Origin of the sequence: Rhizobium sp. WYJ-E13 (assembly GCF_018987265.1) — a bacterium.
Taxonomy (GTDB): Bacteria; Pseudomonadota; Alphaproteobacteria; order Rhizobiales; family Rhizobiaceae; genus Rhizobium.
The window spans coordinates 2,391,644-2,403,769 of sequence record NZ_CP076853.1; the positions used below are offsets into that span (position 1 = coordinate 2,391,644).

The 12,126-nt window shown below is 60.4% G+C and carries 12 protein-coding genes; 7 read left to right on the forward strand and 5 right to left on the reverse strand.

Annotated features, from left to right (window positions below; translation table 11 throughout):
- Nucleotides 1-17: 17 nt before the first annotated feature.
- A complete protein-coding gene (locus KQ933_RS12110; protein ID WP_216755112.1) occupies nt 18-1,076 on the forward strand; it encodes an aldo/keto reductase in 1,059 nt (352 codons plus the stop codon).
- A gap of 94 nt (nt 1,077-1,170) precedes the next feature.
- On the forward strand, nt 1,171-2,214 hold the full coding sequence (locus KQ933_RS12115; protein WP_216755113.1) for a DUF2278 family protein: 1,044 nt from the start codon (nt 1,171-1,173) through the stop codon (nt 2,212-2,214).
- 23 nt (nt 2,215-2,237) lie between these two features.
- Here KQ933_RS12115 and KQ933_RS12120 read toward each other — a convergent pair whose 3' ends face one another.
- Nucleotides 2,238-3,455, reverse strand: coding sequence for a PLP-dependent aminotransferase family protein (locus KQ933_RS12120; RefSeq protein WP_216755114.1), 1,218 nt, complete (start codon nt 3,453-3,455; stop codon nt 2,238-2,240).
- Between the two features lie 315 nt (nt 3,456-3,770).
- Here KQ933_RS12120 and KQ933_RS12125 point away from each other — a divergent pair, with 315 nt between their 5' ends.
- From KQ933_RS12125 to KQ933_RS12135, 3 genes are all read left to right on the forward strand, one after another.
- Nucleotides 3,771-4,868 carry a branched-chain amino acid aminotransferase gene (locus KQ933_RS12125; protein ID WP_216755115.1) on the forward strand — a complete coding sequence of 366 codons (1,098 nt, stop codon included), beginning with the start codon at nt 3,771-3,773 and terminating at the stop codon, nt 4,866-4,868.
- 137 nt (nt 4,869-5,005) lie between these two features.
- The gene (locus KQ933_RS12130; RefSeq protein ID WP_216755116.1) at nt 5,006-5,215 is read left to right on the forward strand and encodes an AbrB/MazE/SpoVT family DNA-binding domain-containing protein; all 210 of its coding nucleotides are present in this window, start codon (nt 5,006-5,008) and stop codon (nt 5,213-5,215) included.
- A gap of 103 nt (nt 5,216-5,318) precedes the next feature.
- A complete protein-coding gene (locus KQ933_RS12135; protein ID WP_216755117.1) occupies nt 5,319-5,906 on the forward strand; it encodes a bifunctional 2-polyprenyl-6-hydroxyphenol methylase/3-demethylubiquinol 3-O-methyltransferase UbiG in 588 nt (195 codons plus the stop codon).
- 195 nt (nt 5,907-6,101) lie between these two features.
- Here the strand turns inward: KQ933_RS12135 and ilvC are convergent, their stop codons facing one another.
- Entirely contained in the window at nt 6,102-7,121 is a 1,020-nt protein-coding gene (ilvC, locus tag KQ933_RS12140) for a ketol-acid reductoisomerase (RefSeq protein WP_216755118.1), read from the reverse strand.
- Between the two features lie 47 nt (nt 7,122-7,168).
- The gene (locus KQ933_RS12145; RefSeq protein ID WP_183736049.1) at nt 7,169-7,834 is read right to left on the reverse strand and encodes a TetR/AcrR family transcriptional regulator; all 666 of its coding nucleotides are present in this window, start codon (nt 7,832-7,834) and stop codon (nt 7,169-7,171) included.
- 174 nt (nt 7,835-8,008) lie between these two features.
- Between KQ933_RS12145 and KQ933_RS12150 the strand changes: the two genes are divergently transcribed.
- Nucleotides 8,009-8,365: a DUF4087 domain-containing protein gene (locus KQ933_RS12150; RefSeq protein WP_253958235.1), complete on the forward strand. Its 357-nt coding sequence runs from the start codon at nt 8,009-8,011 to the stop codon at nt 8,363-8,365.
- 18 nt (nt 8,366-8,383) lie between these two features.
- Here KQ933_RS12150 and KQ933_RS12155 read toward each other — a convergent pair whose 3' ends face one another.
- On the reverse strand, nt 8,384-9,292 hold the full coding sequence (locus KQ933_RS12155; RefSeq protein WP_216755120.1) for an AraC family transcriptional regulator: 909 nt from the start codon (nt 9,290-9,292) through the stop codon (nt 8,384-8,386).
- A gap of 199 nt (nt 9,293-9,491) precedes the next feature.
- Between KQ933_RS12155 and KQ933_RS12160 the strand changes: the two genes are divergently transcribed.
- Nucleotides 9,492-10,538 carry an NAD(P)-dependent alcohol dehydrogenase gene (locus tag KQ933_RS12160; protein ID WP_216755121.1) on the forward strand — a complete coding sequence of 349 codons (1,047 nt, stop codon included), beginning with the start codon at nt 9,492-9,494 and terminating at the stop codon, nt 10,536-10,538.
- Nucleotides 10,539-10,680: 142 nt separating this feature from the next.
- Here KQ933_RS12160 and KQ933_RS12165 read toward each other — a convergent pair whose 3' ends face one another.
- A complete protein-coding gene (locus KQ933_RS12165) occupies nt 10,681-12,051 on the reverse strand; it encodes an IS1182 family transposase (protein ID WP_216755122.1) in 1,371 nt (456 codons plus the stop codon).
- Nucleotides 12,052-12,126 lie beyond the last annotated feature (75 nt).

Consider the following 12,126-nt stretch of genomic DNA (forward strand, 5'->3'; position numbering starts at 1 on the left):
CATGAGGAGGAATTTCAATGGAATATCGTTTGCTCGGCCGGTCCGGCCTGAAAATTTCCACTGTAACCATGGGCACCATGACCTTCGGCGGCGTCGGCTGGGCAAAGACGGTCGGTGATCTCGGCGTGCAGGAGGCCCGCCGCATGGTCGATATCTGCCTCGATGCCGGCGTCAACCTGATCGATACGGCCAATGTCTATTCCAACGGCGAGTCCGAGCGTATCATCGGCGAAGTGCTCGGCGGCAAGCGCCCTGATGGAGTGCTGCTTGCCACCAAGGCCCGCTTCGGCATGGGCGACGGGCCGAACGACCGCGGCCTGTCGCGTTACCATCTGATCCGCGAGTGCGAGGCAAGCCTGCAGCGCATGAAGACCGATGTCATCGACCTCTATCAGGTCCATGAATGGGACGGCCAGACGCCTCTCGAAGAGACGATGGAAGCGCTCGATACCCTCATCAGACAGGGCAAGGTGCGTTATGTCGGCTGCTCGAACTATTCCGGCTGGCACATCATGAAGGCGCTCGGCATCGCCAACGAATACAAGTACCAGCGCTTCGTCAGCCAGCAGATCCACTATACGCTGGAAGCCCGCGACGCCGAATATGAGCTGCTGCCGATCTCCATCGACCAGGGCCTCGGCGTGCTCGTCTGGAGCCCGCTCGCCGGCGGTCTGCTCTCCGGCAAGCATCGCCGCGATGCCGCAGCCCCCGAGGGCACCCGCCAGTTCGCCGGCTGGACCGAACCGCCGATCCGAGACGAGAACCGCCTCTGGAACATCGTAGAAACACTGGTGGCGATCGGTCAGGAACGTGGCGTTTCCGCAGCCCAGGTGGCGCTTGCCTGGCTGATCGGCCGCAAGGCGGTCACATCGGTCATCATCGGCGGTCGCACCGAAGCCCAGTTCAAGGACAATCTCGCCGCCGCCGAGCTGAAGCTTTCGGATGACGAGCGCAAGCGCCTCGATGATGTCAGCGTGCCGCCGGTCATCTACCCCTACTGGCACCAGCTCAACACCGCCAATGAGCGCCTGAGCGAAGCCGATATGGAACTCTTCGCACCGCACCTGAAGAAGTAAGCTCTCCAAAGCGTTGCATGGCGGAAGGTCAGCGTCACAAAGATGCATTTCCGCCATGCTATCGTGATATCTCGCCCCCACCACGAGGTTCGCCATGCTCCGGAATTACAAGGTGCTGAAGGGTACGGCTTCGGCGCTCGCCCTTGACGACGACAACGATCCCCATATCGAAATCCGCATCGAGGCCGGTGGCGTGAGCTATCGCATTGCCGTGAACGTGCGCTCGAAAGAATCGCCGCATGACTTGCTCTACGCCAATGTCATGGATTTCCAGCACGCGGAACTGACGGCCGCGCTCGCCGCCCTGCCGATGGGTCTCACGGATATCAGGGGCGACCGAAAGGATCTGGCGATCGACTATGCGCGCGGCGGCATGATCGAGCGCGAGGATATGAATGTCGCCCCGTTCCAGCTCGACGGACCGAAGAACGACCTGCGCGATTTCATTGAGCCGATCGTGCAGGAAGGCATCGCCGACAAGTCGATTCATTTCTATGCCTTCGGCGAAGCCTGGGGGCCGGAGAAGAACAAGCCGGATGAATATTTCGGTTTCGAGCCCGGCAACGGCATCCACGACATCCATATGAACCAGGGTGACAGCGGCAGTTTCAGTGCAACCAGCGGCCCCAATCAGGACGGCGCGCTGCTGATCCACTTCTCGGACGAAGACCATTGGGCAGCAATCTTCCTCGGTTTCCAGTCGCAGAACTGGAACACCGACGCCGACACCGGCCGTCCCGTCGGCGACAACAGGGGCGGTCAGGGCCGCGGCGAAGGCACCCGCCGTCCGCAGCCGATCGTCGCCTCGTCGCTGCGCATCGTCGCTGCCATGATCAATCCGGTAAACCATCCCGACGGCACGGAGGATGAGACGGTGACGCTCGTCAACCGCTCTGACGTGATGGCATCGATCGAAGGCTGGTCTCTGGAAGATGGCGAAGGCCGCCGTCAGAAGCTCTCGGGTTCGCTTGCTCCAGGCGAATTCCGCACCATAAAACTCGACCCGGAAGATGGCGGCCCGCAGCTCGCCAACAAGGGCGGCGACATCATCCTCACCAATGCCGACGGCGCGGTCGCCGACCGTGTCGGCTACGGCAAGAGTGAAACCGCAAATGAAGGCTGGACGACGATCTTCTGATCGCCGCCCATTCTTGAATTCTATCAGCCGATCTCGCTGGCGATCAGCTTGCCGAGACGGCTGATGCCCTCGTCAATCATCGTCTCAGTGGCGCAGGAGAAGCTGACACGGAACGTGTTGGCGCCCGAACCATCGGCAAAGAAGGCCTTGCCCGGAACGAAGGCAACCTTGGCGCTTTCGAGAGACTTGGCAAGCAACTCGGCACCGTCCATGCCCTTGGGCAGCGTGACCCAGATGAACATACCGCCTTCCGGCTTCGTCCAACTCGTGCCCTCAGGCATATACTTTTCGAGGGCGGCCAGCATGCAATTGCGGCGATGGCTGTAAGCGGCCCTGATCTTGGCGACCTGCGCATCGAAACCGCGCTCGGCAACTTCCGAAATCGCCATCTGGTTGATGGTCGATGAATGCAGATCGGCCGCCTGCTTCATCAGCACCAGCTTGCGGATAACGGGCGCATTGGCAACGATGAAGCCGACGCGAAGGCCGGGCGCCAGTGTCTTGGAGAAGCTGCCGCAATAGATCGTGCGCGTATCATTGATATGGCCCTTCACGGCGATCTCCAGCGCCAGGATGGGCGGGATTGGATCGCCATCGTAACGCAGGGACTGGTATGCAGCATCCTCGATGACGGCAATGTCGAGTTCATCGGCAAGCTTCAAGACCTTCTCGCGGCCGTCACGGTCGACGGTCTCGCCGGTCGGGTTGGAGAAATCGGCCGAAAGATAGGCGAACTTCACCTTGCCGCCCTTCTGAGCCGCAGCCTCGCGATAGGAGTCCGGCGTGCGGTTGCCGCCCGGCGTCAGTTGATCGTAGGAGGGCTCATAGGCATTGAAGGCCTGCAGCGCGCCGAGATAGGTCGGCCAGGTGACGAGCGCTGTATCGTTGGGCGAGAGGAAGAGCTTGCCGAGATAATCGAGGCCCTGCTGCGAACCGGAAACGATGAAGACATTGTCGAGCCCGCAGGGAATGCCTAACTCCGCCATCTGCCCGACCAGCCATTCGCGCAGCGGCTTGTAGCCTTCGGAAACTGAATATTGCAGGGCGGAGTTCACGGCCGAACTGTCGAAAATATCCGCATAGGCCTGCTTGAACTCCTTGTCCGGAAACAGCGCCGGATCCGGAATGCCGCCGGCGAAGGAGATGATGTCAGGCCGGTCGAGAAGTTTCAGAAGCTCGCGGATTTCCGAAGCGCGCATCCGTGACGAGCGCGTTGCAAACATTGCGTCCCAGTCCAGCATGGGGTTTCCTCGTATTTCTTATAATATCAGCAACTCAACACGCAGTGGAATTTATGTCAACAATACTGACCTATTTTCTTGTCACTGTGACAAGATTGAGCTCCTATGATTGGAAGCCTTGGGGTCGATTGGGCTGACATCAGAGATTTCATCCAACCGGACCGAATGACCTGCCTCGTTTCGTGAAGGTTCGCCACATCAAGCGATTGTTCCTCTGATCAAAAAGCCGAAACCGGCCGATTCAGACCTTTCCAAAACCGGCCCGGCGGCAGTAGTGTGCGCGCCATTATTCAATGGACTATCAAGGTGCCAGCAATGACCGCGACGTCGACCTCTCCTGAAATCACTATCGAATTCCACAAATCTCCCGTGTCCGACGCCGACCGCATCAAGGCACTGGAAACACCCGGCTTCGGGAAGATCTTCACCGATCACATGGTTTTGGCGCGGTGGACCGCAGACAAAGGCTGGCATGATGCAAAAGTTACAGCAAGGCGCCCGCTGGAGCTCGATCCAGCAAGTGCCGTCCTCCACTACGCCCAGGAAATCTTCGAAGGCATGAAGGCCTACAAGGCAGATGACGGCCGCATCCTGCTCTTTCGCCCGGAAGAGAACGCCCGCCGCTTCGCGCAGTCGGCAGCCCGCATGGCGATGCCTGCAGTGCCGGAAGAACTCTTCCTGAAGGCGGTCGAAGAACTGGTCCGGGTCGATAAGAACTGGATCCCCTCCGGCGACGCCAGCCTCTACCTTCGCCCCTTCATGTTCGCCAATGAGGCATTCCTCGGCGTTCGCCCGGCCCAGGAATATATCTTCTGCATCATCGCCTCCCCGGTCGGCGCCTATTTCAAGGGCGGCGCAAAGGCGGTCTCGCTCTGGGTCGAAACCACCTACACCCGCGCAGCCGCTGGCGGCACGGGTGCTGCAAAATGCGGCGGCAACTATGCAGCGAGCCTCGTCGCACAGGCCGAAGCCGCCAAGAAGGATTGCGACCAGGTCGTCTTCCTTGATGCAGCCGAACATCGCTGGGTCGAAGAACTCGGCGGCATGAACGTCTTCTTCGTCATGAATGATGGATCAGTGGTAACCCCGCCGCTCGGCGGCACGATCCTGCCAGGCATCACCCGCGCCTCGGTCATCGTGCTCGCCAAGGAAAAGGGCTTGCGCGTCGAAGAGCGCCCCTATTCCTTCGACGAATGGCAGACGGATGCAGCGAGCGGCAAGCTTGTCGAAGCCTTCGCCTGCGGCACGGCCGCAGTGCTGGCAGGCATCGGTCTCGTCCGCCACGCCGGTGGCGAGTTCAAGGTCGGCGACGGCCAGACCGGCAAGCTGACCACGGACCTGCGCCAGCAGCTCGTCAGCCTGCAGAAGGGCGTCACGAACGACGAGCGCGGCTGGACGCGCCGGGTTCTGTGATCCGGATTTTGGGCACAGCGATAAGCCCATAACATCGAAGCCGGGCGTAATGCCCGGTTTTTTTGTAACTAAGAGCCGGCTCGCCTTTGACCGCCGCTAGCTAAGCTTCTACCCTCGATCGATAAAGGAAAGGCAAGATGGCGACCGCAACCCTCTCCGCAAAGTTCCGGATCTCCATTCCGAAGGAAGTGTGCGAACAGCAGCACTGGTCTGCAGGCCAGGAACTCGTCTTCATCACAAAGGGCAAAAGCGTCCTTCTCCTCCCCGCCCCTGAACTCGCCGACCTTAAAGGTATGGCCCGAGGCGCCGACGCCGGCATTTACAGAGACAGGAAAGACCGGCTCTGATGCGAGAACCTCACGAACTCGGCATATCGATCCTTGACATTATCGGAGCCAACCAGCTCCCGAAAAACGTCTTCAGTCAGACCAATAATCGCGATCGATAGCCATGATCCGAGACGACACGTCCGCCTTCTACAACGACAACGCCGAGACCTACGCCACCCGCGATCGCAAGCCACCGACAACAAGGCTCGATGCCTTCCTCGCCGACCTCCCCGAACAGGCGCGCATCCTCGAACTCGGCTGCGGCGGCGGTCAGGACTGCGCCTACATGCTGTCCAAGGGCTTCGACGTCACGCCGACGGACGGCTCTGCCGAGCTTGCCCGGCAGGCCGAGAAGCTGATTGATAGGACGGTGAAGGTCATGCGATTCGAGGAGCTTTCAGCCAGAGAGGAATTCGACGGCGTCTGGGCGGAGGCGAGCCTCCTGCATGTGCCTCGCGCCGATCTCCCGGTCATCCTCACTCTCATCCGCAACGCTTTGAAACACGGCGGCGTCTTCCATGCGAGCTTCAAGGCCGGCACGGCAGAAGGCCAAGATGATTTCGGACGCTATTACAACTACCCTTCAAGGGAATGGCTGCAGGAATTGCTTGTTGCCGGCGGCTGGAAGGATGTCTCGATCAGAGAAGCTGATGGCGGTGGTTACGACGGCAAGCCGACCCGCTGGCTGTACCTCGGCGCTCTCAAGTAAATCCGGCGCGTGCTATTCCGCGCCCGGACTAGGCCGGTTAATTTCCCTCCGTCATGCTCGGGCTTGTCCCGAGCATCTGCTGCCGTTGCAGATATCAGGGACGAGCCCGAGCATGACGTGAACTGGAGAGCACATTACCAAATAACAAGGCCGGAGCTTTCGCCCCGGCCTCTCATGTTCAAAGTCTCAAGCCACTTAGTTGACGGACTTGTCGACCAGCTTGTTCTTGCCGATCCAGGGCATCATGGCGCGCAGCTTTGTGCCGACTTCTTCGATCTGATGGCTGTCGTTCAGGCGGCGGATGCCCTTGAAGCGCGAGCCGCCGGCGCGGTATTCCTGCATCCACTCGGAGGTGAACTTGCCGGTCTGGATGTCCTTCAGGACGCGCTTCATCTCAGCCTTGGTTTCCTCGGTGATGATGCGCGGACCCGTGACGTATTCGCCCCATTCGGCCGTGTTGGAGATCGAGTAGTTCATGTTCGCGATGCCGCCTTCATAGATCAGGTCGACGATCAGCTTCACTTCGTGCAGGCACTCGAAATAGGCCATTTCCGGAGCGTAACCGGCTTCAACAAGCGTTTCGAAACCAGCGCGGATGAGCTCGACGAGACCGCCGCAGAGAACGACCTGTTCGCCGAAGAGGTCGGTTTCGCACTCTTCGCGGAAGTTGGTTTCGATGATGCCCGAACGGCCGCCGCCGACGCCGCAGGCGTAGGAGAGAGCGAGTTCGAGTGCATTGCCGGAAGCGTTCTGATGAACGGCAACGAGGCAGGGAACGCCGCCGCCCTTCTGGTATTCGCCGCGAACCGTGTGGCCAGGGCCTTTCGGGGCGATCATGACGACGTCGACCGAAGCCTTCGGCTCGATGAGGCCGAAGTGAACGTTGAGGCCGTGTGCGAAGGCGATCGCTGCGCCGTCGCGGATGTTGCCAGCGATGTCGGCCTTGTAGATATCGGCCTGCAGTTCGTCCGGGGTTGCCATCATCATCAGGTCGGCCCAGGCGGCAGCTTCGGCAACCGTCATGACCTTGAAGCCGTCGGCTTCGGCCTTCTTGACGGTCGGCGAACCAGCCTTGAGCGCGATGACGACGTTCTGGGCGCCGGAATCCTTGAGGTTCAGCGCATGGGCGCGACCCTGCGAACCATAGCCGATGACGGCGACCTTCTTCGACTTGATGAGGTTGAGATCGGCATCACGATCGTAATAGACGCGCATTGAAATTCCTTCCCTTTTGCTTGTCTTGTTGACTGTCAATAAAGCGGTCAGCCGAGGATCGGCATCTCCGCCAGAACTTTCTCCGTGCCGTAGAGGCGCAGGAAGGCTGTGACCGCCTTCTCCGCCTGACGTGCAGTATCCTTGAGCCCCGGTTCTCCGAGCAGCATGCGCACATGCAAATCGGAAACGATGAGGCCGTAAAGCGTATGATAGGCCTCATCGGCATCCATAAAACGCAGCAGCCCTGCCCTTTTTCCCGCATCGATCAGAGCCATGGCACGGCGGTCGATCTGCCGGCGGCCGCGTTCGAGCAAGAGCTTGCCGAGCTTGGAACCGTCGCGATGCGCCTCATGTGCGCTGGCATGGCCGATCGCCAGCCGGTTGAGCGCCAGCGACACGTCGCCGGCCAGAACCTCCAGCAGGTCGCGGGCGAAGATGACGAGATGGTCGTGCAGGCTCGTATAGGTCAGCCGCTCGCCGCTGCGCTCGAAGGTGCGCACCTTGCTCGCCTGATAGGCGATCATCGCAGATAGCAGACCGTCCCGGTCGCCGAACCACTTGTAGAGGCTTTCCTTGGAGCAGTTGGCGGCGCGCGCCACACCCGAGGTCGTCAGCGCCTTCTCCCCGCCATCGACGAGAAGCTGCAGCGCCTGCTCCAGAACGGCGTTCTGGCGTGGCGAAAACTCGCTCGGCTCTGCGACATCGACTGACACGGTTTCAACTCCCCAATTACGTACCGTACGGTACGGTTCGTAGCGTTTATGCGCCAGATCGCAGGCTCTCGTCAAGAACCGTCAGGAGATTTTTTCGTATCATATGAAACAGTGGAATTCGGCTGTTCGAAGGCAGACAAATCGCCGAGCATCGAAGCCCAAGGAGAATCGCCCGTGAAAACAATAGCCCTCACCGCCGCCCTGTCGCTTACCCTCGCTCTCCCGGCCTTTGCCGCCGAGACGCGCTGCGGCTGGATCCAGAACCCGACGCCTGCCAACTGGTGGCTGGACGATGCGGAAAACACCTGGACGATCATGACGCAGGGGAGCGATGACGAGCCCGAAGGCATGGACCTCATCCCCGACATTTCAGAGCACGACTATGTGCGCACCAACGGCAATTACGGCTATGGCTGCGCCTGCATGAGTGTAGAGACCGATGGCAAGGAACGCATCACGCGCATCCTCTCCTTCCGCCAGCTGAAGCTCGCGAAATGCCGCAACGACAAGGCGCTGAAATTTCCGGGCTAAGCCTTGCTCGGCTACCCCTTATTCCGCTGCCACAGCATCCCGCGCGCCATCGACATCGCGTGCGGGCGATGCGCCATAGAGGCGGCTGTACTCGCGGCTGAACTGTGACGGGCTCTGGTAGCCGACCCGGTGGCCGGCAGTGCCGGCATCGAGCCGCTCCACCAGCATCAGCCGGCGCGCCTCGTGCAGGCGAAGCTGCTTCTGATACTGCATCGGCGTCATCGCCGTCACCGATTTGAAGTGATGATGGAAGGATGACGCGCTCATGTTGACGTGATCGGCGAGATCCTCGATGCGCAGCGGCCGGGCGAAATTCTCCTTCAACCAGGCAACGGCGCGTGCGATCCGGTTGCTGTGGCTGTCAGCCGTCGCGATATTGATCAGCCGTTCACCATCGGGGCCGGTCAGGATCCGGTAAAGGATTTCCTGCTCGATCAGCGGCGCCATGGCCGGAATGTCGTCTGGACGATCGAGCAAGCGCAGCAGGCGCACGGCAGCATCCAGAAGCTCCGGCGGCGCGACGTTGACCGTCATGCCACGCTGCCCGTCCGTATGGGAGGCCGGGCGCGGAATATCGATGCGGCTCAAGAGTTCCAGCAGCTTTTCGGAATCGATCGCCAGCCCGAGACAGAGATGCGGCACCTCGGGGCTGGCCTCGGCGATGCGCCAGGCAACCGGCAGATCGAGTGAGGTCAGCAAATAATCCCCGGTTCCGTAACTGATGAATTCATCGCCGAGGCGCAGGCTCTTGGCGCCCTGCAGCACAAAGGCAAAACAGGGTTTGTAGCTGCTGTGCAGCGGATCGCTCGGGTTCGAGCGGCGGCTGATGTGAAGATTGCCGATCGATGTGCGAAACTCACCATCATCAGGTGCAAACCGCATCGCGATATCGACGATTTCCCGATAGGGATTGAAGGGCAATGTCATGCGGCAACTCTTTCTGTCTCGCGCCTGCGATCTGATCCCAATTTAAGACTGCTTTTCCATTTCGCAAACAGGTGGCCGGCTCACTTTTGCAGGATCGTGCAAAAAGCTGAGAGTATCGCTCTAACGCTGCGGCAAGGTTCCGCGCAATAGTTCAGCCACCCCTCTCACCCCACCCTCCACATCGGAAAGGAAGGCACCCATGCCTATTGCCAGAGGTTACGCCGCGACTGACGCTTCCAAGCCGCTGACCCCTTTTACCTTCGAACGCCGCGATCCGAACGAGGATGATGTCGTCATCGACATCAAGTTTGCCGGCATCTGCCATTCGGACATCCACACTGTCCGCAACGAATGGAAGAACGCCGTCTACCCGATCGTGCCGGGTCATGAGATCGCCGGCATCGTCAGGGCCGTCGGTTCCAAAGTGACGAAGTTCAAGGTCGGCGACCGCGTCGGCGTCGGCTGCTTCGTCGATTCCTGCGTCGGCTGCGCCGAACGAGACCTCGACCGCGAACAGTACATGCCGGGCCTCGTCGGCACCTACAACGAGTTCGAAGCCGACGGCAAGACCCGCACCCAGGGCGGCTATTCCGATAGCATCGTCGTCAAGGAAGGTTATGTCATGTCCATCCCGGACAACCTTCCGCTGGATGCATCCGCGCCGCTGCTCTGTGCCGGCATCACGCTCTATTCGCCACTGCGCCACTGGAATGCCGGCCCCGGCAAGAAGGTCGCGATCGTCGGCATGGGCGGCCTCGGCCATATGGGCGTCAAGCTCGGTGCCGCCATGGGCGCTGATATCACCGTCCTCTCCCAGACCCTCTCCAAGAAGGAAGACGGCCTGAAGCTCGGCGCCAAGGAATATTACGCCACCAACGATGCGGAAACCTTCACGAAGCTCGCCGGCACGTTCGACCTCATCATCTGCACAGTCAGCGCCGAGATCGACTGGAACGCCTATCTCCGTCTCCTGAAGGTGGATGGCGCCCTCGTCGTGGTCGGCATTCCCGAGAATGCGATCCCGGTCCACGCTTTCTCGCTGGTTCCAGGCCGCAAGAGCATTTCCGGCTCGATGATCGGCTCGATCAAGGAAACCCAGGAAATGCTCGACTTCTGCGGCGAGCACAACATCGTTTCCGAAATCGAGAAGATCAACATCCAGCAGGTCAACGAAGCCTATGAACGCGTGCTGAAGAGCGACGTGCGCTACCGCTTCGTCATCGATATCGCCTCGCTGGCCGAGTGATGAAACAGAAAGGGCGGCTCTCGGGCCGCCCTCAGACCGCTGACAAACCCGTCGATTTTGTCGGCGGTTTTTTGTCGGAACGCCCGGTGAAGTGACGTTTTGCCGATGAGGTTGGTCTGATGAGAATTACGGCTGTCTGGCCTTATCCCCAGGCTGGCTTTGGGGTCTTGGTCAGCGCTATGGTGATCTTCTTGATGTTCTGGGCGGCAGCGGCCAGCAGGCATTGGCAGCGGACTCTGACGAGGCCTCGGAAGCGGGCGTAGCGGTGGCCGTGAAGTTGTTTGGCGTCGGCAAAGGAACGTTCGACGGTCTCTTTTCGCCGCTTATAGATTGCCTTGCCCCAGGGTGTCTTTCTGTTGGCATCTGTTCGTTCTCGGGCGTCTTGCCAGACATGGCGGGTGATGGTGCGCTCAGCCTTGGCATTGGACGTGCAGGAGGCAAGCAGCGGGCAGTTTCGGCAGATGGCAGGATCGGAGCGGTAGTGCTTGTAGCCGTTGCGGTCGGTGGTGGCATAGGTCAGCAACTGGCCCTCGGGGCAGCGATAGCCGTCCGTCTCGGGCTCGAACACGAACTTCGATTTGCGCATCATCCCGTCCTTGGGTGGGGTGGGATTGCGATAGCCGGTGACGCCGAGGATTTTTCTGTCCTCCAGTCCCTTGGCGATGCCTGATGTCGCATAGCCCGCATCGAGCCCGACCGCGCCGACATGCAAGTCGAAGCGGTCGCGCTGCCGGTCCAGCCGCTCCAGGTAGACGATCGAGTCATGCACATTGGCCGGCGTCACATGCGTGTCGGTGATGATGGCATGGCGACCATCGACGGTCCGATGATCGAGATAAAAGAAGCCCTTGGGCTTGCCGTCGCGCACCATGTAGCCGCTTTCAGGGTCGGTGCGGCTGACCTTGGTTTCCTTCACCTCGGGCTCGCGCGCCTTCTCCTTCAGCGGCTTCTGGCCATGCGCGGCCCGTTCGGCCTCGATCGCCCGGTCAAGATCGGCCCAGTAATCGGCCCGCGATTTCTGGAGCATCTCAAGATCATATTTGCCCTTGTTGGCATTGGCCTTCAGATGCGTGGAATCCGTATACAGTACCGTGCCGTCGACCAGGCCGTGCCGGATCGCCTGCTTCACGATCGCATCGAAGATGTCCTGGACCACGGACGTATCGTTGAAGCGGCGGCGACGGTTTTGCGACAGCGTCGAGGCATCGAAGACCGGCTCAGTCAGCTTCATCCGAAGGAACCAGCGATAGGCGACATTGACCTCGATCTCGCGCACCAACTGCCGCTCCGAGCGAACCCCGAACAGGTAGCCGATGAACAGAGCCTTGAACATTAAGGTAGGATCGAGCGGCGGACGCCCGTTGTCGGCGCAGTAGAGCCCGGCAACACGATCATGGATGAAGGAAAAGTCGATCACCGCATCGATCTTGCGAAGCAGGTGATCCTTCGGCACCAGGCTGTCGAGCGTCACCATCTCGAGAGCCGTTTGTTCGGGAGCAGGTTTCTTCAACATGTCCCAGTGAATCACAAACCCCTGGCTGTGGCCAGGGGTTTGTCAGCAGTCTGAGGGCGGCTCTCGGGCCGCCCT